We start from the raw sequence: 23985 nt of genomic DNA on the forward strand, positions 1-23985 counted from the left end.
CTTGTTCTCACTCGAATTATTTAGAGCTAACAATTTGGATTTAAAATCATCCGTTCAAGTTATACTTCGAGCTTAGGTTTTATCTGCAATTTATTGAAAAATAGTCTGCTAATTAACTAGTTAGAAAGACCGCCAAAGCAGAGGTATTTCACTTCCAGATAATCTTCAATGCCGTAGCGCGAACCTTCACGCCCCAGTCCAGACTGTTTAATGCCACCAAATGGGGCGACTTCATTCGAAATAATGCCTTCGTTGATACCCACCATGCCGCTTTCTAATGCTTCAGCAACGCGATAGATACGGCCGATATCCCGTGAATAGAAATAAGATGCCAAGCCAAATTCAGTATCATTGGCAAGAGCGATAGCGTCTTCTTCATCACGGAATTTAAATAGTGGTGCTAGCGGGCCAAAGGTTTCTTCTTTGGCGACTTTCATGGATTTTGTTACGCCAGTGATAACAGTAGGTTCAAAGAACAAGCCACCTAAACTTGCTGCTTTACCGCCAGCAACCACTTTTGCCCCATGAGAAACAGCATCTGCAATGTGCTCAGTTACCTTATCAACCGCAGCTTGGTTAATGAGAGGGCCTTGTTGGGAGTCGGCTTGTGTTGCAGGGCCAATTTTGAGTGCATTAACCGCTTTGGCTAAGCGAGCTGCAAACTCATCATAGACACCCTCTTGCACTAAAATGCGGTTTGCACATACGCAAGTTTGGCCGCTATTACGGAATTTCGCGGCTAAAGCACCTTGAACTGCGGCGTCTAGATCAGCGTCATCAAATACGATAAACGGTGCGTTACCACCAAGTTCTAATGACATTTTTTTCACGGTGTTGGCACACTGTTCCATCAATAATTTACCAACACGGGTTGAGCCAGTGAATGTCAGCTTACGCACAATTGGGCTTGATGTCATAACGCCACCAATAGCCTGCGCGTCAGTCCCTGGAACAATATTAAATACCCCAGCAGGAATACCAGCCTCTTCACCAAGAACCGCTAGAGCGAGGGCTGACAGTGGCGTTTCAGCCGCAGGTTTCAGCACCATCGTACAGCCTGCCGCAAGGGCTGGGCCCACTTTGCGCGTGATCATCGCATTCGGGAAGTTCCATGGTGTGATGGCTGCGACAACGCCCACAGGTTGTTTGATGGTTACAAGGCGGCGACCTGGTAATGGGGACGGAATGCTTTCACCGTAAACACGCTTACCTTCTTCAGCAAACCACTCAATAAAGCTAGCACCGTAAGCAATTTCACCCATCGATTCTGTCATCGATTTGCCTTGCTCTGCGCTTAGCAGTTGCGCTAACTCTTTTTGGTTATCCATCATTAAACGGAACCATTTATTTAAGATTTGGCTACGCTCTTTGGCAGTTTTTGCCCGCCAAGCAGGTAAGGCTTTTTCGGCCGCTTCGATAGCGCGTTGGGTTTCTACTGCGCCCATATTGCTGACTTTGGCAATCACCGTGTTATCCGCAGGGTTGGTCACCTCAAATACGCTTTTATCTTGGGCATCAACCCATTGACCGTTGATATAAGCCTGTTGGCGGAATAATGTAGAATTGGTGTTTATGCTCATTTTTCGTTTTTCTCCGAAGACACGGATTGAATTTGTGGGCGGATGTTTTTAGCCGATAAACGTTGGCTCGTAAAACTTAATCCAGCACAAATCGCCATCACAAGTGCCATAGCAAAAGGGGATTCATCCTGTAAGACAGAAACTGCAACGCTCGCCAGTGCCGCCAACGCAAATTGAATAGAAATCGCAAGTGCGCTTGCACTGCCAGCAATTTTGCCGCGATGTTGCAGTAACAGTGACAAACTGTTGGTGCCGATAGCGTTGACCATCGATAGGAACAGCACCACAAGAATAACAATTATGGGGAGATTTTGTTGGTAAAAAAGTAGCAAAAGCAGACCAAATGCTAATTGAAAGCCACTTTGCATGGTGAGTATGCGTGTTAAACTGTAAATTTTTAGCAGTTTCACATTTAGCAATAACATCACAATCATCCCCAAAATATTGCAGCCGAACAACAAGCCATAATGTTGTTCAGATACCCCAAAATAGTTGATGTACACAAACGGTGAACCACTGATAAAGGCAAACATTCCTGCAAAAGAGAAGGCCATGGTGCCGATAATACTCAGTGCTTCTCGGTCTGTGAGCACCTGCGTGTAGTTTTTAAACGCCACACAAAGTAAATTCTCTGACGAGCGCTGGTGGACTAACGTTTCGGGTAATAGAAGGAAAATCGTACTCACCGAAACTAGACCAACTAACGCCAACAGATAAAAAATTGCCTGCCACTGAAAATGAATCAATAAAAAACCGCCCAGTAGGGGTGCTAGCAAAGGCGCAATCATGGTGACTAAGGTCATCAATGACAGCACTTTGGGTAATTCATTTGCAGGGTAAACATCCCGCGCGATTGCCCTTGCCATGACAATTGCAGCACCGCTACCAAACGCTTGTAATGCTCTGAAAATAATCAAGGTATTGGCATTAGTCGCTTGAGCACATAACAAGCTTGCCACGGTAAAAATAGCCAGCCCGCTTAACAACATTTTTCGGCGACCCAGTAGGTCACTGAGTGGGCCATAAAACAGCATGCCCACACAGAAACCCGCAAAGAATGCTCCAAGGGTATACTGCATTTGTCCTTGTGTTGCCTGTAGAGCTGTCCCCATTTGAGGCAGGGCAGGAAGATACATATCGATAGACAATGGCCCAAATGCCACCAATGATCCTAATAATGGGATCAGCCAGTGTGGGATGTGTTTATCGAAATTTTTGACCATCGTGCCCTCGCTTTCTTCGCTCAACGTTCACGCTTTGAATAAAGCGTGAACGTTGTTTTGTTTGTAGTTCAATATGGGGTCAAGCTCTTCCATGGTAAATGACAGCGCTAATAGGCGCTTTGCCGTTAAATCTGCAAAATGCGCCTTGATTAGGTCGAAAAGCATTTCCCCTGTTTTTTGCCTGTCTTCTAGGGAACGACCTGCACCAATTTTTAGCGTCATATGCACGAAAGCATAGTCATGTTTACCATCCGCCATTTGCCATGTATCTAACCAAATTGCACGGCTACGAATGCCGCCCAATGGAAAAATACCTGTACCCGCAAGGGCTTCATTTACTTTGGCAAATAATTCGGGAAGCTTAGCCTCTTCACGGATATTTTCGGTACATTCTGCATAAAAATGTGGCATAACAATTCCTTACGCAGTTTCAGTTTGCTTGTCAGTGATATAGCTTGGTAGTGGGAAAACCGCATTGAGCTGCCCTGTACCTGAGCTGGCGAATAAATCGGTTAAGATTTCTACGTTCTCTGAATATTTGTCCCAACCTAACATGCCAAGCAACATAACTGTGTCATGCATATGGCCTTCGCCGTAGCAGTAGTCCGCGTATTCAGGCAGCATTTTGCAGAACTCTTGAAAACGGCCTTCACGCCATAATTTGACGACACGCTTGTCCATTTGCTCATCAAATTCACGGGTGTAGCTATTCATGCCATCTTCCGCTTTTTGGTCATCGATAAAGCGGTGTGATAACGAGCCACTGGCTAATACCGCCACCGTACCATCGTATTTTTCAATGGCAGTGAGGACGGCTTCGCCTAACTTGCGGCTGTCTTCAAAGCTATGTGACGTACAAAATGCAGAGATTGAAATGACTTTGAAGTGGCGATCGCTATTCATATAGCGCATTGGAACTAAGGTTGCATATTCGAGAGTTAAGCTTGGAATTTCATGTGCTTGAGCACGAACACCGAGCTTACGCGCCTCTTCACCTATCATCTGGCCTAAGGCAGAGTTGCCATCATATTCATATTCCATATCGCGAATGAAATGTGGAAGTTCATTACTAGTATAAATACCTTTGAAATGATCGGCACAGTTGATGTGATACGCGCTGTTGACTAACCAGTGAGTGTCAAAAACAATAATGGTATCCACGCCTAATTCACGGCAGCGACGGCTAATTTCTTTATGGCCATCGATAGCGGCTTGGCGGCACCCATGGTTTTTACCTGGTAATTCAGATAGGTACATGGATGGGACGTGTGTGATCTTCGCAGCTAGTGCCAGTTTACCCATATCTATATCCTTACCCGTCATTCTTCAAGCTGTAGCGTTGTTGACTGCTCGCGCTAACCCTAGTCACATACTTGTGTATGCTCCTAGGGATTAGCTTGTTTGTCGCCTAGCTACAACTCGAATTATTTAGGGTAAGACATCGAGTCCGCCTAAGTTGTAGCTCTTCTAACGACCTGAAGTGACTTGGTTTATCAGTTTTAACGATGCTGAGTATCAACAGAATTCAGCGGAAAGTGCTAGAATATAAGGTTTCCAGCACAGAGCTTTGTAAACTTATACACCCCAGCGTGGGATGTTGTGGTCTCCGTAGGAGATACACACGTTCTTCATTTCGGCGAACACTTCAAAGCTGTACTCGCCACCTTCGCGGCCAACACCGGAAGCTTTGACACCGCCAAATGGTTGGCGCAGGTCACGGACGTTTTGGGTGTTAACAAACACCATACCTGCCTCGATGCTGCGAGATAAACGCAGAATTTTGCTGACATCTTGCGTCCAAATATACGAAGCCAGGCCGTACTCCACATCGTTCGCCATACGTAGACCATCTTCTTCAGTCTTGAATGGGATCAAACAAGCGACGGGCCCGAAGATCTCTTCTTGTGCAACGCGCATACGGTTATCCACATCAGCCAGAACGGTTGGGCGCAAGAAATGACCATTTTTCAGGTGATCAGGTAGATCAGTTGGTTTATCTGGGCCACCCGCTAACAGAGTTGCGCCTTCTTCCATGCCGATGCGGATATAACCAGACACTTTGTTCCAGTGCTGTTGGCTGATCAATGCACCGACTTGTGTTTTCGGATCGTTCGGGTCACCAACGATCAGACGGTTTGCGCGTTCAGCAAAACGTTTTACAAACTCAGGATAAATGCTTTCTTGAATGAAAATACGTGAGCCCGCGGTGCAACGTTCACCATTAATAGAGAAAATAGTAAACAGCGCCGCATCCATTGCGCGCTCAATATCAGCATCTTCAAAAATCAGGACTGGAGATTTACCCCCTAATTCCATTGAATATTTTTTCAGCCCTGCGTTTTGCATAATGGCACGGCCTGTTGCTGTACCACCAGTGAATGAAACTGCGCGCACATCGTGATGTTTCACCAGTGCATCACCTGCCGTTGCACCATAACCTTGTACTACGTTCAGGACGCCTGCAGGAATTCCTGCTTCAAGCGCTAACTCCCCTAAACGGTTTGCAGATAGCGGAGACAGTTCAGACATTTTCAGCACGGCAGTATTACCCAGTGCTAAACAGGGTGCCGTTTTCCATGTTGCCGTCATAAACGGTACGTTCCACGGAGAGATTAATCCACACACACCGACGGGTTGTATCAGGGTGTAGTTCATCATTTTGTCGTCAACGGGATAGGTGCGGCCGTTCATTTGTTGGCAAATTTCAGCAAAGAATTCAAAGTTGTGTGAAGCGCGTGGGATCAACACATTTTTGGTTTGGTGAATTGGCAAACCCGTATCTTTGGTTTCCATTTCTGCAATTTGCGGTACGTTTTCGTCGATCAATTCACCTAAACGGCGCATTAAGCGAGCACGTTCTTTCATTGGCGTGTTAGCCCATTTTGGAAACGCGTCTTTCGCGGCGGCAACGGCTTGGTTGATTTCGTCTTGACCGCCAGAGGCGACTTCAGCGAGTACTTCACCCGTAGCTGGGTTCGTCGTTTGGAAATACTCTTTGCTGGCAACGTTCTTACCGTTGATCCAATGATTAATCTTAGTCATTACACTCGTTCCTCATAGTCTTTTTCGCTGATAATGGTGTTAACCAGTCGGCCAACGCCTTCAACTTCAACAATGACTTCGTCACCTGGTACCACATCTGACAGCCCTTTCGGCGTGCCTGTGGCGATCATGTCGCCTGGTTGCAGTGTCATAAAGTCACTGAGGTAAGCAATTAAAAATGGAATATCGAAAATTAAATCAGCCGTGGTGCCTTTTTGGCGTAAATCCCCATTCACATAGGTATAAAGCGCAAGGTTATGCGGGTCTTTCACTGCATCTTTATCAACAATCCAAGGGCCAATAGGTGTCAATGTATCGCGGCTCTTAACACGCAGATTGGGGCGATAGTAATTTTCCAAATAGTCGCGGATCGCGTAGTCATTACACACGGTATAACCCGCGACATAATCCATCGCATCTTCTCTTGAGACCTTGTGAGCCGTTTTGCCAATCACCACTACTAACTCAGACTCATAATGCATATATTCAACATTGTCTGGGCGTACAGAAACTTGACGGTGGCCTGTTAAGCTACTTTCTGCTTTTAAGAAAATTAATGGTTCTTCAGGTGGCTTAAATTCTAACTCTGCGGCATGGTCAGCGTAGTTCAAACCAAGGGCGAATAGGGTACCTTGCGCAGGGGGTAGCCACGTCACATCAGATGAATCCCCAGCAACAATATTCCCGTTTGGTAATGTGATGGCTTCGTTATCGCCAACAGTGACGGCATATTCTGTCCCTTTAAAAAGGATTTTTGCGCGTTTAGTGATAGTAGACATTATTTTCCTCCTGCCGCGACAACCGTGTTTTTCAGACTTGGGAAGCCTTCTGCTTGAACCACCACTTCATCACCTGGTTTGATAGTGATGCGTTGTTGTGGGGTTCCCATCAGGATCACATCGCCTTGTTTTAAGGTGGCGAAATCACTGAGGGCAGCAACTAGCTCACTGGCATCACGGATTAAATCTTTTGTTGACCAACGGTCGACTTCTTTGCCATTCACTTGAGTGATGATATCAACAGGGGCATTTAGTGACGTTTTCACCATCTCACCAATTGGGCAGAAAGTATCACGGCATTTTGCTTTGATAGCAGGGCGGTAGAAGGTGTCTTCCGGCAGGCTCACTTCATTCGCGAGAGCAAATCCAGCAATAAATTTCATTGCATTCGCTTTGCTGACTTTGCGTGCATCTTGGCCAATCACCAGTGCAAGGGTTGCTCCACTTTGCACTTCTTCGCCCGCAGGGTGCAAAATTTGCTCGCCGGAATTGATGCGCGTATTGCGCGGCTTAATAAACCACACTGGGGTTTTGGGTGGGGTTTTATAAGGGGCTTGCTGGAATGCCTCGAGCCAATGGCTAAGTTGGCTTTGATGATTGAGGGCAACGGCAAATACTGTGCCTTTCATTGACAACTCCTTAATGAAAAGAATTCAACTTTCGAGTAATTATTAACATATTAATAAAGTATAATTTTGAAATTAGCAATACCTTTATGGAAATGTTAATTTTAATTGTGATCGTATTAACAAAATGCAACTTCCACTATGTAAGTTATTGTTATTAAATATTTTATTATTTTTTCAACTTTTTTTTAATTACAATTATTTAACTTGAATGATAATTAAAAAATTATTTACTCATTAATATTTTAGGGTTTTTCTTTGAGATTGTTATTTGAGCGTGCTACTCTTTAACAGAGGTGAGTGAGGTGGATTGAAGTCAGGGTGAAAATAGTGTGTTTTTATTAACAACAAGCCCAAAAGCATAACTTCAAAGCACCTAAATAGGGATTAAATAACATTAATTAAGTGATGAGTTTTAAGCTTATGCATGAATCATTGACAATTGCATTATTGCAAGCGAGAGAAACCGCAATGGGGTTCTTTCGGCCCATTTTAAAGTCGTATAATTTGACTGAACAGCAATGGCGTATCATTCGCGTTTTAGCTGATAACCGTTCAATTGATTTTCATGAGTTATCGGTTCAAACCTGTATTCTCCGTCCAAGCCTAACGGGGATCTTAACCCGTATGGAGCGCGAAGGTTTAATTTTTCGCTTAAAGCCACTGAATGACCAACGTAAACTCTACGTTTCGCTAACGCCAACAGGGCAAGAGCTGTACGATAAAGCTCGTCAGGAAGTCGAAGAAGGTTATCAAAAAATCGAGTTAGCTTTTTCGCCAGAAAAAATGCAGCAATTGACGGCATTATTAGATGAGCTAATTGCGTTGGAGAGCCCGGACTACAGTGAGATAAATAAGCGTAAAAGCGCTTGATGTTCTCATACGCTCCGAATCTATGATGCCGTCGGTATCTTTAGGTTACTTTGGTTGTTTACTTGTATATATAACCGAGGTGGCCTTATTTTTTCCTAGTCACAGCACGAACTATTTAGAAAATTAATTTGTATCTAGGAAATTAGTTTGCCTTCGCCATATTTCGCATTGTGACTTGCTTTACATGTTGGTGTGTGTTCATCAAACTATCCTCAATTACCGCCTTCCTGCAATTCGAATTATTTAGAGTATAGCTATTACTTAAATGATTCACTTTTCCCTGTAGATTCACTGAAGTCAAGCTTCACTGATACTTATTAGATAGGTAGTCAGTTCCTTACCGTCATGTTCCTTTTTACAATTGTGAAATTACCTCTAGGGAGATTGGTAACCATTCATCAGCAAAATTATTTCCAAAAAAATCAATTGATTTTTTTGGCGAATAATACTTATTATCATGCAGAATTAAGGTTAAAGTGAAATAATTTAATTAAAATTAGAAAGAAAACAGAATTAAACATTAAGGCTTTAAATTTTAGTCATGGTGAATATTTTTTACCTAAAAACGCTTAATGAGAATAAGTTACATTACGTAAAAGTTAGCCAAAACCAATAAACTCACCTTCAGCACCAATGACAATATTGTTATTCGTCGCGATGAATCCAATTTAATGAAACTCGCGGCTTCAGAGCCTACCCAAAATATCAATGAGTTACTCACGAAAACAGGAAGTTGGGTGAGTTCAGGGGAAATAAACCTCACTGCAGGTAAAAATATTGAAGCGCGAGGAATAACCTTTAACAGTGGAAAATCAATCGCTTTCAATGCAGGCCAAGATATTTTGTTAGGCTCTAAGGCAATTAAAGATGCCGACGATGTATTCAAGACCAATCGCTACCCAGAGCTACGCTCTCAACTTATTGCGAATGGCAATATCACGTTAAATGCCGCGCGTGATATGGATTTGCAATCTGCTAATCTTCAATCCAAAGACAAAATTACTGCATTGTCAGGTCGTGATATTAAATTAACCGCTACCGCCTACTCTGCCATTCCCAACCCCAATGAAGATAACCAAGATGTACGTTATGTGACCTCGACACATTCTGGTGATAAAGGCGTTACGCTGGCCACCAATGGCGCACTCACCGCACAAGGCAGCACAATCAAATCCCTAGGTGATATCACATTATCAAGCGGCGGAAATGTGCGCTTAGAGTCGGTCAAAACGAATTATCGAAAACAGTCAGGGAAAAAATTTGAAGAGCTATATCGACAAATTGGAACTGAAATTAATAGTGGTAAAACCCTGACCATTTTGTCTGAGGGGAGCATCCTTTTCCAAGCGTCTCGTCTCGTTGCCAAAGGTGCGATGGATATTGCGGCAAAAGGTGGGTATCTCTATGCCCAAGCCATGGAGGAAAGCAGTTACTTCGAAGAGTATAAAAAGAAATGCAATAGATGGACGCTTTGTATTACGAAAAAGGAAGTGAGAAAAACACGCAGTGATAAAACGAATAAAGTTACTGAGTTTACCGCAGGTGGCGATATTAATTTATTGGCAAAAGATGATGTGACATTAGAGGCCACAAAAATAAATACAGGGAAAAATGCCAAAATTACCAGCCAAACGGGCAAGGTCAATTTTAAAGCTGTCAAAAATTCGCAATTTGAACAAGTGATTACAAATTCTAACGGTTTTTATATTACACAGCGCAATAAAGGATATACCTCAGATAAATGGGTTTTACCTGCATTGCATATTGGTGGAAAACTGACTGTTGATGCGAATAAAGGGATTACTGCGGACATCAAATCGAAAAATGGTCAGAGCTTAGAAAATGCTTTAGAGGCTCTTGGTAAAACAGAAGGTACACAGTGGCTTGCAGGCTTAAAAGACCGTAAAGATGTACAGTGGAACTTAGTTAAAGATGCCTATGACAGTTGGGATTATAAAAGCCGGAGTTTAAACCCAGTTGCTGCTGCACTGATTATGATAACCGTTGCAGCGATGACGTCAGGTACAGCAACTAAATTTGCGGCTTGGGCGGCATCCGGTAGCAGTGGTCCGAGTGCTGCGGTGATATCAGGCGCGGCTTACTCGGGTATGACGGCTCTTTCAACACAAGCGGCAATCGCACTGGCTGAAAACCAAGGAAACTTATCCAAAGCGCTTAATTCACTAGGTAAAAGCGAAACAGTTAAATCTATTGTTGCTCAAATGGTGATCTCCGGGGCGCTTAATGGTTTAGATGTCAAAATGGGATGGACAAAAGGGAATCCGGGGAATGCCAAATTACCGCTATTAAGTAATGGAGATTGGAATAAGGTTGCTCAACGTGTTGCCGCGCAATCTGTGATTAGCTCAACCGTGAATACCACGATACAAGGCGGTAGTTTCACTGATAACTTTAAGAGTGCCTTACTCAGTAATATCGGGAGTCAGGTGAATGCGGAGGGAGCCAAACTTATTGGGGATAAAGGGGACATTTTAGGTCACTCAGGCAAGCTTTTAGGCCATTCTGTGGTTTCGGGTATTAGCGCTGAAATTGCAGGTGGAAATGCAAAAGGGGCAATAGTTGGTAGTCTTGCTGTTCAGTTAGCAGGAATTACGCTAAACAATAATTTAATCAATGAAAAAGAGTGGCAAAAGGATTCTGAGAAATACGCTCAATTATCCCGAGTACTGGGTGGATTTGCGGGTGCAATATTTACTGGTGAGCCAGGAGGGGTTTACAGTGGTGCTGATTCCGCGCAAAGCACCTTCAGGTTTAACCATCTACTCCACGAACTTGCCATGGATTTTGATAGAAATATGCAAAAATGTGCAGGTAATACAAGCTGTGAAGCTACACAAATAAAAAAGTATGCTATGTTCAGCATAATAAACAGTGGAAATTTAGATTTAGAAATAACTAATAACCCATTAGTTACACAAGATATCACTAAAACGAGAATATCAAATGCATTTGATTTAGCTAAAAGGCCTTACTGGGCTAGTTACCTCGGCTTTGATGTCATGCAAAATGATCTAGCAAAACAATATTTAATGTATTGGAACTCACAAGACTTAAATAAAATAAACGCAAAAACACCGGGTTGGACAAAAGCAGCAGTATTAATATCAGATCCTGAAATACAAGCATCTGTTGTTTCATTAGGTTGGATAGGAAAACAACTTATACAAAAGAGCGCCTTTACAATATCTAAACTAGGTTCTGATGAAATAACATCAGTAATAAAAAGTACGCAAACGGGTCTAAAACACCCTAATCAAGTAGATCAAATGAAAATAGACATGCTCAGTAATAACTATAAATTCACTGCGCCAGAAGGTATTATTGCTGGATATGTCGATAAAAAAGGAGTTTATTATATTTCAGAAGGCAATCATAGAATGGTAGCTGCTAAAGAAATATATATTAAAACAGGAGACTCACAGTATATTAATAAATTGATTGAAAATGGAAGATGGACTGTAGTCGAATCCGCTCCTGTTGGAGCTAAATCATTACCATCTAGAAATTAATAGGATAATCTCATGACAAAAAGTGAAATATATATAGATATGTTATTTTGGATCCTTCCATACATAAGAAATATTCAATCTCAGGATGCAAAAATAAAATCTGAGGATTTATCATGTTACTATGAATCTGAACTAATACATAACTTGCCAAATAAAATACTAATTAATGAGTTTACTAGTGGTGATATATCATTTTTAAACTATCAAGCTAAATACTATTATGAAAACTGCACGCCAAAAATTAGTATACTTTACTCAAAAAATATTGAATATATCAAAATGTTATTTGATTTAGTACCTGATGAGTTAAAAGAGCAACTAAAATGGTTAGGTCCAAAAAATAATTCTATAGCTAATTAAAAACGAGCTTAGAATTTGCAGAGCAAAATAAAAACTATAATATTTCCATATATCAGGGAACAACAGGAAGGTGCAAGTAATGGAAATGCCGTTTTTAGTCAGTAGTGTATATCTCAATAATATACAATATATTAATGGAAAGGCCTTTTTAACTATATCCTTAAACGGTGTTAACAACGTTTTTATAGCATATCCTGAGGATGGTGAGATATCAGTAATGAGATCGTCTGATGAACTATCAAAACTATTAATGCACCTATCACAATATGAAAGTTCGATATATAAAAAGATATTCACCTTGGTATGGGATTACGTTAAAGGCAAAGACGTAATACTTCCTGCAAAATTATTATAAAAATCAGGCAATAACAATCAGTAAGCCCCAATGATAGGGTGTAGGTAGCTCTAAGTTCAATAGAATTGGGCAAAAAAGATGGAAAAAACAGGCGGCTATAATTTTAGCCGCCTGTGAATTTTTATCGACACATTTTAGGTAACGCTTCTCTTTTTAGGCTACTTACCCAACAAGTGTAAGAAATGAATATGTTTTTCATATTGGTCGAGAATATCGTGGATGATCTGTTCTTTTGCCCAGCCCATCACATCGTAGTCTTGGCCGCCTTCTTTTAGGTGAATTTCGGCGCGGTAATAACGTTGTTCTTCACTCTTTTCTTCATCACTTTCTGTGCCCATACCAGCTAAGGCAAAAGAGGGCTGAATATAATAACGGAGGCGAACTTCGTAGAAAAAGTTCATATCGTCGCCTAAATCCACTTCAAAACCAATACGGTCATCTTTGTCTGTGTGAATATGGCAAACTGTGCCTTGCTTCGCTAATTCCTCAGAAACCATCTCCATTGACGGCTTAACGGACTCTTCCATAAAGCGCTTCACATGGGCACGCTTAGGGAAATAGACAATATTACGTAAGCGGCGTTGCCATGGGATTGGGTTGCGGCTTGCCGTAGGTGCAATGGTGGCTAATTGTTGGCTATCCCGTTTATACGCATCTACTCGCAGTGCTTTAAATAACCCATAAATAGAGGCAAGCAAGACCATTGCAAACGGCAAGGCACTGGCAATGGTTAAAGTTTGCAGCGCTTGTAGCCCCCCCGCCAGCAGCATAGTGATGGCGACGACGCCCATTAATCCTGCCCAGAAAATACGTTGCCAAATTGGGGTATTGGAGTCGCCGCCAGAAGCCAATGTATCGACCACCATCGCCCCTGAATCCGCAGAAGTGACAAAGAACACCACCACCATCAACATGGCAAAAAATGATAGCACTGAAGAGAATGGGAAATAATTTAGGAATTCAAACAGGGCAAGGGAGACATCCGATTGCACGGTTTCGGCAAGCTTTACTGCCCCTTGATTTTTGATAAGGTCAATGGCGGTATTACCGAAGAATGTCATCCACATTAATGTGAACCCAGCAGGCACGAATAACACGCCCATAACAAACTCACGGATAGTACGACCACGGGAAATTCGGGCGATAAACATCCCCACAAACGGTGACCATGATAACCACCAACCCCAATACAGTAACGTCCAGCCACCTAACCAATCGCTTGATTTAGGTTCATAAGCGTACAAATTAAAGGTTTTGGTCACAATTTCAGAAAGATAACCACCTGTATTTTCCACAAACGATTTTAATAACAGAACAGTCGGCCCCAGTATCACAATCAGCAGTAGCAGCAAGAACGCGAGACCTAGGTTAAGTTCTGATAAAATGCGAATGCCTTTATCCAGCCCAGAGACCACAGAAAGCGTTGCCAGTGCGGTAAAGGTGACAATTAGCCCAACTTGTACCATTTCATTAACGGGTAAACCAAATAAATGGTTCATCCCTGCATTGACCTGTAATACACCAAAGCCTAATGAAGTGGCGACACCAAACACCGTACCAACAACCGCAAAAATATCAACAGCATGGCCAATAGGGCCATAGATACGTTCACCGATAATAGGGTACAGAGCCGAGCGTAAGGTCAGTGGTAACCCGTGGCGATAGCTAAAAAATGCTAAAATTAAGGCAACAATGGCATAAATCGCCCAAGCGTGTAACCCCCAGTGGAAGAAGGTCAAACGCATGGCTTCCTTAGCTGCCTCAACAGTTTGTGCATCACCCACTGGTGGGTTGAGGTAATGCATCACGGGTTCAGCGACCCCAAAGAACATCAAACCAATTCCCATACCTGCGGAAAACAGCATGGCAAACCACGACACATAACTAAAATTTGGCTGCGCATGGTCTGGCCCTAGCTTTATTTGCCCATAGCGGGAGAGTCCCAGATAAGTCACACTCAGTAGGATGATGGCTACAGCAAGGATGTAGAACCAACTGGCGTTGTTAAACAAGTTTTGTTGAAGATGACTTAGATGAGATTCTGCGACTTTTGGCATTAGTGCGGCAAAGCCGACAATAACCAAAATGATAATAGCAGAGCTATAAAATACAGGGGGGCTAATTTTAGAACGAACTTTTTTCGAATCAGTATCAATTTGACTCATAACAACCTTCTTTTGTTTTATTTTATTTTTGGCATACCAAGAGCGAGAAAGGTATGCAACGACCAGTCCTTCTTAATGAAACAATGGATAATTGCGAAAATATTCCCTAAGGGAACGTAATAGAAAGAACAATAAAAACGCGTTATACGTGGTGTTGTTGGCAGTGAAAACGGCCGAAAAAAACATAAATGTCGAGTCTTTGCTACCTCAGTAAGTTAAAAAATAGTCGGTTATACTGCCATGATATGGATGAATGATCAACAATAGTGGGGAATAAGATTAGAAAGACAGATAAAATATCGTGTTAATTATCAATTTATTAATAATTAAGAATGATAAATTTATATGTTTTACCAATAAGTTAAAGAAGATAGATGAAAGAGGATATTAACTTGCAAAAAATAGCCAATTCTTTGATAAGAAAAGGGTGTTACCTTAATTGGCTATCCTTACTACCACGCCGATTGTAACCACTAAAGGCGGCTTGTTTTTTGTCTAGTTCAGATTGGCAATTTAGACAGAGTTTCACGCCTAATACCGCCAAACGGCGCGCTTCAGGAATAGGTTCTCCACATTCCTCACAAAATTCAGCACTTTCACCTGAAGGCAACTGGCCACGTGCTTTCGCAATCGCGTCATCGAGCGTGGCATCAATTTGTTCCTGCACCGCATTTTCATTTGCCCAGCCGTTCGCCATAGTATACCTCTAACTGGTTAATAATTGACCTTATCTTAATATGGCGGCGAGAAAATTAATTTCAAGGGCAAAGTTAACGGTTTAAAGATAAGCTCATAAAAATATGATCCATGCCATCTTCATCGTACATTTCCCCTTCGGTTTGATAACCTAGGCTTTGGTAGAATGAGATAGCAGTGTGTTGGGCAGAAAGGCCGATTTTTTGATACTGGTTTGCAGTACCATATTGCTGGACAAACTTCATCATTTCACGGCCTAAGCCTTTACCGCGATGCGATTTTTGCACTGCAACACGGCCTACTTTGATCAACCCATTATCTAACAATACACAACGCAAAACGGCCGCAGGCTGCTGGTTTAAATATAAAACGACATGCAGTGCTGCATCATCATACTCATCAATATCGATTTCAGCGGGGAACCCCTGTTCTTGGGTAAAGACTTGCTGGCGTAGGTCAAAGGCATCTGCGACTAATGCAGGGTTTGCATGGCCAAGGCTGTGTTTGATTTCCATGGTGAGTCCTAGTATTGACGTCATAAAATGAAAGAAGGTTTACTATATAACGAGATAGCCGTTGGAACAGGTAGGTTTTGGTGCTTTTTAGTATGGGAATAGATAAAACAGGCAAATGCAGGCGAAAAAACCTGCATTTGGGGGCATGAGTCAGTGCGATTACAGCGTTTTACTCTCGCACTTTTTTAAACATTACTTATTCTCTGTTTTAGCATCATTTTCAGCTTTGATGGATTCTGTTTTCTCTTTCACATCAGTTGCAATTTCATCCGCTTTATTAATGGCATCAGTTTTAACTTCTTGGCTAAGATCAGAAGCATTTTGTTTCAGCTCCTCAGCTTTATTTTTTGTCTCTTCAGCAAGTTCATTGGCTTTTTGTTCACCATCAGCTTTGAGTTGCTGAGCTTTTTCTTCAGCTTGCTTAACAGTATCGCTGGGTTTAGATGAATCATCACAGCCTGTTATGACAGTAAATAGGCCGACAAAAAATAATGAAGCGATGATTTTCTTATTCATAAATATGTCCTTAGAATAAAATGAGTTTAAAACCATTTTTCAGCATTGATATTTATGCTTATATTTTAATATAGCTGGTTTTAAGATTTTTATAAAATCAATAGGTGAATTTTTGAAATATTAAAAGGATGTTTGGTTGTCTGATATCATTAATTACAACCTTGTGCTGAATGTGCGTGGTTTTTAATGACTCGTGAAGTCATTACATCTAAAGGGGCGTAAACAGGCTAAACTGATTGTACAAGCACAAGAAGTAAAAAATGTTTTGAATTAGATAATATAAAAGGTAGCAATATGACGTACTATTATTCGTTTATCATTTTAAAGTTCATTATTGGTTTCGCTATCGTTATTACTCATATGAATTTGTCTGGAAAAACGCAGCTCTCTCAAATGACACCAATTGATTTCATTGGTAATTTTGTCTTAGGGGGAATTATCGGAGGGGTGATCTACAGTGATACAATACCATTGTATCAATATATAACGATCTTAATAATCGGTGTTTTATTGATTAGTTCTTTGAATTTATTAACAAAGAAAGTGAATTTTTTCCGTAATGTCGCAATTGGTAACCCAATACCGATTATTAAAAAGGGGCAATTCATTATGGAAAATATATTAAAGAAAAAAAATAAAATAGATATCATCAATATCTCATCACGCATTCATGCTCAAGGTATTCATTCATTTCAAGAAATTTACTACGCACAAATCGAACCTGACGGGCAGCTCACCATCATTTGTGATGAAAAAAATATGCCTTCGGTACTTTTAATGAAAGATGGCGTGATAAGAACCAGTGAGTTGGAATCGATAGAAAGGGATGAAGCTTGGTTAAAACAACAGATTGAATTTCAAGGTATTGAATCGCTCGATGATATTTTCTTAGCGGAGTTCTGGCGTGGTGAAGTCAGTTTTATTTTGCAAGATGGCAAAATAAACCGCGAAGGTACACATGAACTAAAAAGCATTGCTTAAGATAGGCAAGTAGATGAAATGCAATGCACTTCACCTACTTGTTATGACATTATTTCTTCAAATCATCATAAAGCATGATTGAGGATTTATTATCAGGGTCGCCGATGTAACGAGGCTGAGGTTTAAACTCTGTGCTAAACAAGCTCTTTTCTGGTTCATAACCTGTGTAGTTAAAGCCTGCTAAGTCAGACCATGCATAGATGAAATCCATCGTGCTGAATGGGCGAGTTGTTTTTTCTTTTAAATCAAACTGATGGGTACTTAACCATTCAGGTGATTGCCAAACAAGGAATGGCACATTGTAGATAACCTTGCTTGGTTTACCTTCGCTACGGCCTAACATTTCATGTGGTGGTGTATCATAGACATCTTCTCCGTGGTCAGAGAAAAAGACTAAGAAGCCATTTTCTTTAGAAGAATCAAAGTCTTTAATTAAGGTTGACACCACATAATCATTATAATGCTGTGCATTATCATACGCGTTGTAATCTTTGACTTGGTCATCTTTCAGGTTAGCAGGTACCAGGCTGTCTCTTTGCGTAAATATCGCTTTATCTTCTGGGTAGCGGAATTCATAACGCATATGTGTGCCTAGCAGGTGTACAACGATAAATTTCTTTTCCGCAGGGTCAGCAAGTGCTTCTTTGAAAGGATCAAATACCACGTCATCATAGATACGTGAACTCTGAGCCATATCATTATTGAGGTAATACTGCTTATCCGTTTGGCGAGAGAAGGCCGTCAGTAAGGTATTTCGCTCAGTCATAGTTTGCTGATTGGTGATCCAGAACGTTTTAAAGCCCGCTTGCTTCATCATATTCATGATAGAAGGGCGAGAGTTAAACAGTTCAGGCTCTGTCTGGGTGGCAAACGTCAGAATTTGTTGTAGCGCTTCAATGGTATATGGGCGTGGCGTTACCACATCATTAAATACCGATAAGTTAGCAGGATAGTCTTTTGCAAGTTCTACTAATTCTGGCGTTGTTGGGCGCTGATAACCGTATAAACTCATTCTATCGCGGCTGGTGGACTCACCAATCACTAATACAAAGGTACGTGGCGTGTTGCCATTGGTATCGACAAAGTTGGCGAGCGGTGGAATTTTACTGTTGTCTCTGATCAACTCCTCCATATTAGCTAACTGGTTTTTATAGAGAAAGTAACCACTAACAAACTGCCATGGTGCTGCATAGGCCAGTTTGCTATTTACATAAGAAGCCACATTGGCTAGTGGTCTATCTTGTTTGATGCCTTTGTTGTAATACGGCACACCAAACAAAATGATCAATATTAGCAAGGAAACAACCACGTTGCCTTTTTTCGGTATATAAACGGGTTTTAGGCGTGACCACAAGAAAATAGCCACTAAGGTGTAGGCAAGAATGATGCCGACGACTTTAAAACTAAAGTATTGTTTGAGGAATTCCCCTGCTTCATTGGTATTGGTTTCAAACATCACAAACATAACGCTCTGTGAGATTTGGTGGCCGTAAACCACAAAGTAAGCGAGGGCGACGACAGAAGATAGCCACAAGATAACCCCAATAACGCCTGCAATAAGCTTAATTTTCCGAGGGAAAAGTAGCGCGGGAATTAGCCATAAAGAGCTATACAGCAGTGAATCCCTTAACCCGATACTGTTACTTTGGCCTGTGACGACCACATACAGTTGCAATAACGACGAGAAATACCAAAAGTAGATTAATAGCCAGAGTAGTGATAACCAGCTAAATCTCTCTGTGCGTGTAGTGTTAAGCATAGTGTTTTTAAACTCTTATTTTCTTTAATCGCTAAGTAATATTGAAAAATAATTGAGAAATCGGTGTTTAGATTTACAGGTCAAACTTAAGTTCAAAATAGTTTGGCCATGATCACTAATATTTAAGTATTCTTTAATGTTTTGTTTTTTCAGCAAAATGGAAGTGAGATTAACTCATTTTAGCCTATCACCGAATGAGGTGACTTCCAATTATAGACGATGTTTTATCATTCATAATCTAAATGTCCCGATAACGAATGACGATTTGTTATCGGGCAAACGGAATTGATATTATCTTTTGTTATATTTATGGTATATAAAAAGTTTTAATGGTTTGCTAAAAAAGGATGAAAGTCAGTCATGTTAGATAACGCGTTTGTGGCTTTTTTGAGATCATCCTTAACGATCAGGATAGTGCTTTCTATCTTGATCATCATTGATGGTTCTATGATTTTAAAGCCTGTTTTAAGTGCTTATACGGACTACATTGACTGGCGTGAAAATGGTTTTACCGAGTGGTTGAAATCATTAGGGTTTATGAAATTATTAGATATTCCGCGTTTTTTACTTGGTATTTCACTCATTTTTCTTTCTCTATTTATGTTAAATGGCGCGCGTATCGCGTGGATTTTCTCTCTATTTTTATTAGGGATCATTTCATTTGTTGATTTACGACTAGCTCAAGAAAATATTCACCAAGGTTATTTTTCTTTGGCCTTATTTGTTGCACTGGGGTTATTTTGGAAGCTTTACCATCATCACAGCTTAACCAGTGCGGGGTTTGTGGCAATTACTTGTATTATTTCATTATTGTTATATTCCATTTTCGGTACTCTCTATATTGGCAATGAGTTCCTACCTGTCGTGAAAGATGGTACAACGGCCTTCTATTTCGCACTGGTGTGCATGACGACAGTTGGCTTTGGCGATATTGTGCCCGTGACGTTAGATGCGCGGGTATTTACCGTGACTGTCATTATTCTAGGTATTACTATTTTCACCACTTCAGTTGTGTATGTTGTTGGCGTATTGGCAAAAGGCACAAAAGAAATTGTGCGTAAGAGGTTTTCATATATGAAAAATCATTATGTGGTGATTGGTAGTACGCCAATGGCGGTCAATGTGTATCAAGGATTAAAAAAACGCGAGCTACCTGTAGCCGTTATTTGTCAAGAGAATCACCGTAGCCATTACCCTGAAAAAGACAATATTGTCACAGGTGATCCAACCAGCTCTGAGCTACTTGCCGCCGCCAATGTCAAACATGCGAAGTGTGTGTTGATCATGACTGACAGTGACTCACTTAGCACATTTGCTTTGTTAGGCGTGAGAGAGTTAGCGGGCAGCGATAGCACAGTAAAAACCGTTGTATTGATCAATCAAGAAAGCAATATGGATAAAATCCGCTTGCTTAAACCCGACATGTTATTTTCTCTATCCACTTTAGGCTCTGAAGTTTTGATGCAAGTGCTTTGCGGTGAAGCAATATCGAGTGACTCCATCAGTGATATGCTGTTGAACAAAATTGCCAAATCTTAGAATAAAAAACAGGAAATCAACGGCATGCTAAGTGCACAACAAGTCAGTTGCCATCGTCAAAATCGCATTTTATTTCAACAGCTCGATTTTACCGTTCAACCGAGTGAAATTTTGCAGGTTGAAGGGCCTAATGGCGCGGGAAAAACCACGCTTTTACGAATGATGGCTGGGCTACTTAAGCCTGATGAGGGCGAGGTATGTTGGCAAAATCAACCGATTGACAAACTTAAAGAAGAATTTACTCGCCATTTGCTGTATTTAGGCCACAAACCTGCTGTTAAATCGTTACTCACGCCGTATGAAAACCTCAAGTTTTATCATCAAATGCACCATAAAGGGCCTGAAGGGGATAGCATATGGCAGGCTTTAGAGGAAGTTTCGTTGATTGGCTTTGAAGATATTCCTGTGAACCAGCTTTCTGCAGGGCAGCAGCGCCGTGTGAACTTAGCACGCTTATGGTTAAGTGAAGCACCATTGTGGATCCTAGACGAGCCTTTTACCGCAATTGATGTGGCAGGGGTTGAACGGTTAACGATGCGTTTTCATCAACATGCTAATCAAGGGGGGATTATTTTGTTTACCTCTCATCAGGCGATGTCAGGGCGATTTGGCTCATTAAAACTGACGGGTGGAGGTGAATCATGTTTTGGTTATTAATTAAACGAGAATTGAAAATTGCCTTTCGCAGTTTTTCTGAGTTAGTTAACCCACTGTGGTTTTTCTTGATTGTCATTACGCTTTTTCCGCTGAGTATTGGGCCAGAGCCACAGCTATTATCACGTATTTCTGTAGGGGTTTTTTGGGTTGCTGCCATTTTATCATCTTTACTTTCTTTAGAGCGTTTATTTAAAGATGATTATCTTGATGGCTCCCTTGAGCAGCTATTGTTGGCGCCTCATCCGTTGTTTATCACTGTTTTTGCAAAAGTGATTGCACACTGGTTAGTGACGGGGTTACCGCTGATTTTATTGTCACCAATCGCTGCATTGATGTTGTCATTTACTAGCGATACCCTAATGGTATTAGCGGGAACATTACTACTGGGAACGCCTGTGTTAAGCTTTATTGGCGCGATAGGTGCAGCACTGACGGTGTCATTAAAAAAAGGTGGTGTGTTAGTTAGTTTGCTGGTATTGCCTTTATATATTCCCGTGTTGATTTATGCGACAGGTACCATGGAAGCGCACAGTTTCAAAATGCCATTAGATGGCTATTTTGCCATTCTCGCTGCATTATTTGCCGCAAGTATTACTTTCTCCCCTTTAGCGATTGCAGCAGCGTTGAAAATCAATATTAGCAATAGCTAAAAATCACATCATTTATCTTTAAATAAGGGTGAATTATTGCCCTTATCGCCCTTTCTTAGTTATTTTCACTCATCAAGCTCTAGTTCACAATAAAATCTAAATCAATAAGATATATTTACTCATTTTTTGGGTGGCTATTAGTTATTTTTTATTTTTTTAACGTAACAACAATGGTGAAAATAATTTTTATGCCAAGTTAATAAGGTTTATCAGTGAACTTAACGCCATTTAAATAAGCTGGTTTTTCTATTGTTTTTTTTATGAAAAATTTTTTTACAGTTTAATATTACATTTAAATCAATTCATTAAATAAAATACTAAAGGGTGTAATAAAAATGCAGGGGCTAGTCCGATTGTAATTTAAGTCAAATTGTGTAAAGTTGCGTATATTGACTTAACTCAAATCATAGTGATTAATAAAAATAATGTTTTTAAAGCGTAATTTTATCTATGGATCAATTTTATTTACCTTTTGTTTTCCTACCGTCGCAAAAGCCTCACTATTGAAGCCTGATAATACAGATAACTTATTTAATCGGCAGACGCAGCAGCAGCAAGCGCAACAACAACAATTTGACGCGAAGGCTCCTGATGTCAGCTTGCTTTCACCTATTGCAAAAACACAGTTGCAATTCCCTGAGGAAACCCCCTGCTTTGTGATTAGACAAGTTGAAATCACAGGGCAAGAAGGCTTACCTCATTGGGTTCCTGTACAACGTTTAGCCAATCAGGCGGTTGGGCATTGTATTGGTATTGATGGTATCAATCTCTTAATTACCGACGTGCAGAATCGTTTGATCAGTCATGGCTGGATCACTTCACGAGTGTTGGTACCTGAGCAAGATTTATCTACGGGCACACTTAAATTGGTGGTGCTACCTGGTAAGGTACAAAAAGTTCTCTTTACTGATAACTCATCTCAATACAGCACGTTATATACCGCGATGCCAGCGCATTCGGGAAATTTATTAGATTTGCGTGATATTGAGCAAGGCCTCGAAAATTTACAACGCTTACCAACGGTACAAGCCTCAATGGAAATGATCCCTGGGGATGGGCCAGGCGAAACGCAAATTGTGATTAATCGGCAACAATCACGCTATTGGCATGCGAGCGCATGGGCAGATAACACAGGGTCAAAAAGTACGGGTAAAAACCAAGCTGGTATCATGCTTGCCTTAGATAATCCGACTTCACTGAGCGATCTTTTCTACATTACTGCAACTCGTGACTTGAGCTTTTCAAGTAGCAAGGATACGACGAACTACAGTGCCCACTATTCTGTTCCTTTTGGTTATTGGCAATTTGCGACCACGGCGAGTGATTATGAATATACACAAACAATTGCTGGTATGAATGATGATATTCAATATCGTGGAAAAAGTAAGAGCTTAAACTTGCAGCTCAGCAATGTGTTATATCGTGATGCAACAGCAAAAACGACGGCAACGTATGATGTTAACTTACGCGAAACACGTAACTTTGTTCGTGATACCGAAATTGAAAACCAAAAGCGCCGTACTACCTCTTGGAAACTGGGTCTCAACCATCGTCAATATATCGGGCAGTCAACGATCACCGCTGGCGCAAGCTATCAACATGGAACGCGTTGGTTTGGTGCGATGCCTGCTTTTGAAGAAACGAACGATCCCAACTCAAGGGAATATGCCACTGCACTGGCAAAAGTGATGCAATTTTCAGCCTCCGCAAGTATTCCTTTTCGTGTTTCAGACCAACAACTGCGTTTTGAAACTCAATATTTACGCCAAATTAGTGACAGACAGCTAACTCCTCAAGATCAATTCAGTATCGGTAACCGCTGGACGGTTCGCGGCTTTGATGGGGAACGAACTCTCAGTGCAGACCAAGGATGGACGCTAAGAAATACCCTTTCATGGGTAACACCGCTCCCGAACCAAGAGCTCTATCTTGGGGCTGATTATGGGGAAATTGGTGGACACGGTACATACCGTAATCTTGGCAATCACCTTGCGGGGGGCGCAATTGGTCTGAGGGGAGCAATCAGTGCGGCTAACCTCAGCTACGACCTCTCTATTGGTACGCCATTCTCTAAACCTGACGGATTTAAAACGGATCCGGCGACGTTTGCATTTTCTGTTAATTGGAATTATTAAGGTA

General features: G+C 41.3%; 21 protein-coding genes. 9 read left to right on the plus strand and 12 right to left on the minus strand.

Annotation, left to right across the window (positions count from 1 at the left end; all coding sequences use genetic code 11):
* Nucleotides 1–116: 116 nt before the first annotated feature.
* The 7 genes from PSF27_RS19675 to PSF27_RS19705 form a co-directional block, all read right to left on the minus strand.
* Nucleotides 117–1580, minus strand: coding sequence for an NAD-dependent succinate-semialdehyde dehydrogenase (locus PSF27_RS19675; protein WP_272682103.1), 1464 nt, complete (start codon nucleotides 1578–1580; stop codon nucleotides 117–119).
* Entirely contained in the window at nucleotides 1577–2803 is a 1227-nt protein-coding gene (locus PSF27_RS19680) for a Bcr/CflA family multidrug efflux MFS transporter (protein ID WP_272574232.1), read from the minus strand. Before PSF27_RS19680 ends, PSF27_RS19675 begins: the two co-directional genes overlap by 4 nt.
* Nucleotides 2804–2830: 27 nt before the next feature.
* A complete protein-coding gene (locus PSF27_RS19685) occupies nucleotides 2831–3214 on the minus strand; it encodes a 5-carboxymethyl-2-hydroxymuconate Delta-isomerase (RefSeq protein WP_272539027.1) in 384 nt (127 codons plus the stop codon).
* 9 nt (nucleotides 3215–3223) lie between these two features.
* On the minus strand, nucleotides 3224–4105 hold the full coding sequence (gene hpaD / locus PSF27_RS19690; RefSeq protein ID WP_206084683.1) for a 3,4-dihydroxyphenylacetate 2,3-dioxygenase: 882 nt from the start codon (nucleotides 4103–4105) through the stop codon (nucleotides 3224–3226).
* A gap of 273 nt (nucleotides 4106–4378) precedes the next feature.
* Nucleotides 4379–5845, minus strand: a complete 1467-nt coding sequence (gene hpaE, locus PSF27_RS19695) for a 5-carboxymethyl-2-hydroxymuconate semialdehyde dehydrogenase (protein ID WP_206084684.1) — start codon at nucleotides 5843–5845, stop codon at nucleotides 4379–4381.
* The gene (locus PSF27_RS19700) at nucleotides 5845–6624 is read right to left on the minus strand and encodes a fumarylacetoacetate hydrolase family protein (protein ID WP_272682104.1); all 780 of its coding nucleotides are present in this window, start codon (nucleotides 6622–6624) and stop codon (nucleotides 5845–5847) included. The genes hpaE and PSF27_RS19700 overlap by 1 nt, the downstream gene beginning before the upstream one ends.
* Nucleotides 6624–7253 (minus strand): fumarylacetoacetate hydrolase family protein, encoded by a 630-nt coding sequence (locus PSF27_RS19705; protein WP_206084686.1) that lies wholly within the window; start codon nucleotides 7251–7253, stop codon nucleotides 6624–6626. Before PSF27_RS19705 ends, PSF27_RS19700 begins: the two co-directional genes overlap by 1 nt.
* Before the next feature lie 420 nt (nucleotides 7254–7673).
* Here PSF27_RS19705 and hpaR point away from each other — a divergent pair, with 420 nt between their 5' ends.
* The 4 genes from hpaR (at nucleotide 7674) to PSF27_RS19725 (ending at nucleotide 12368) form a co-directional block, all read left to right on the plus strand.
* Complete coding sequence (hpaR, locus tag PSF27_RS19710) at nucleotides 7674–8123, plus strand: homoprotocatechuate degradation operon regulator HpaR (RefSeq protein ID WP_272682105.1); 450 nt, start codon at nucleotides 7674–7676, stop codon at nucleotides 8121–8123.
* A 671-nt stretch (nucleotides 8124–8794) separates the two neighbouring features.
* Nucleotides 8795–11653 carry a DUF637 domain-containing protein gene (locus tag PSF27_RS19715; protein ID WP_272682106.1) on the plus strand — a complete coding sequence of 953 codons (2859 nt, stop codon included), beginning with the start codon at nucleotides 8795–8797 and terminating at the stop codon, nucleotides 11651–11653.
* A 12-nt stretch (nucleotides 11654–11665) separates the two neighbouring features.
* Nucleotides 11666–12013, plus strand: a complete 348-nt coding sequence (locus PSF27_RS19720) for a zinc ABC transporter substrate-binding protein (protein WP_272682107.1) — start codon at nucleotides 11666–11668, stop codon at nucleotides 12011–12013.
* Nucleotides 12014–12092: 79 nt separating this feature from the next.
* Nucleotides 12093–12368: a hypothetical protein gene (locus PSF27_RS19725; protein ID WP_272682108.1), complete on the plus strand. Its 276-nt coding sequence runs from the start codon at nucleotides 12093–12095 to the stop codon at nucleotides 12366–12368.
* Between the two features lie 158 nt (nucleotides 12369–12526).
* On the opposite strand, the gene PSF27_RS19730 is transcribed toward PSF27_RS19725, so the two are convergent.
* The 4 genes from PSF27_RS19730 to PSF27_RS19745 form a co-directional block, all read right to left on the minus strand.
* A complete protein-coding gene (locus PSF27_RS19730) occupies nucleotides 12527–14533 on the minus strand; it encodes a BCCT family transporter (RefSeq protein WP_272682109.1) in 2007 nt (668 codons plus the stop codon).
* Between the two features lie 430 nt (nucleotides 14534–14963).
* Nucleotides 14964–15230, minus strand: coding sequence for a DksA/TraR family C4-type zinc finger protein (locus PSF27_RS19735; protein ID WP_272539032.1), 267 nt, complete (start codon nucleotides 15228–15230; stop codon nucleotides 14964–14966).
* Between the two features lie 73 nt (nucleotides 15231–15303).
* A complete protein-coding gene (locus tag PSF27_RS19740) occupies nucleotides 15304–15744 on the minus strand; it encodes a GNAT family N-acetyltransferase (protein ID WP_206084693.1) in 441 nt (146 codons plus the stop codon).
* Nucleotides 15745–15936: 192 nt separating this feature from the next.
* Nucleotides 15937–16260: a hypothetical protein gene (locus PSF27_RS19745; RefSeq protein ID WP_206084694.1), complete on the minus strand. Its 324-nt coding sequence runs from the start codon at nucleotides 16258–16260 to the stop codon at nucleotides 15937–15939.
* A gap of 294 nt (nucleotides 16261–16554) precedes the next feature.
* Here PSF27_RS19745 and PSF27_RS19750 point away from each other — a divergent pair, with 294 nt between their 5' ends.
* Nucleotides 16555–17241 carry a DUF421 domain-containing protein gene (locus PSF27_RS19750; RefSeq protein WP_206084695.1) on the plus strand — a complete coding sequence of 229 codons (687 nt, stop codon included), beginning with the start codon at nucleotides 16555–16557 and terminating at the stop codon, nucleotides 17239–17241.
* Nucleotides 17242–17290: 49 nt separating this feature from the next.
* On the opposite strand, the gene cptA is transcribed toward PSF27_RS19750, so the two are convergent.
* Nucleotides 17291–19000, minus strand: coding sequence for a phosphoethanolamine transferase CptA (gene cptA, locus PSF27_RS19755; protein WP_272682110.1), 1710 nt, complete (start codon nucleotides 18998–19000; stop codon nucleotides 17291–17293).
* A gap of 360 nt (nucleotides 19001–19360) precedes the next feature.
* Here cptA and PSF27_RS19760 point away from each other — a divergent pair, with 360 nt between their 5' ends.
* From PSF27_RS19760 to PSF27_RS19775, 4 genes are all read left to right on the plus strand, one after another.
* Nucleotides 19361–20539 (plus strand): ion channel, encoded by a 1179-nt coding sequence (locus PSF27_RS19760; protein ID WP_206084697.1) that lies wholly within the window; start codon nucleotides 19361–19363, stop codon nucleotides 20537–20539.
* A gap of 24 nt (nucleotides 20540–20563) precedes the next feature.
* Nucleotides 20564–21196 carry a cytochrome c biogenesis heme-transporting ATPase CcmA gene (ccmA, locus tag PSF27_RS19765; protein ID WP_272539034.1) on the plus strand — a complete coding sequence of 211 codons (633 nt, stop codon included), beginning with the start codon at nucleotides 20564–20566 and terminating at the stop codon, nucleotides 21194–21196.
* A complete protein-coding gene (ccmB, locus tag PSF27_RS19770) occupies nucleotides 21181–21846 on the plus strand; it encodes a heme exporter protein CcmB (RefSeq protein WP_206084699.1) in 666 nt (221 codons plus the stop codon). The genes ccmA and ccmB overlap by 16 nt, the downstream gene beginning before the upstream one ends.
* 425 nt (nucleotides 21847–22271) lie before the next feature.
* Entirely contained in the window at nucleotides 22272–23981 is a 1710-nt protein-coding gene (locus PSF27_RS19775; protein ID WP_206084700.1) for a ShlB/FhaC/HecB family hemolysin secretion/activation protein, read from the plus strand.
* The last annotated feature ends 4 nt before the right edge of the window (nucleotides 23982–23985 follow it).

Origin of the sequence: Providencia sp. PROV129, from assembly GCF_028482245.1 — a bacterium.
Classification (GTDB): domain Bacteria; phylum Pseudomonadota; class Gammaproteobacteria; order Enterobacterales; family Enterobacteriaceae; genus Providencia; species Providencia vermicola.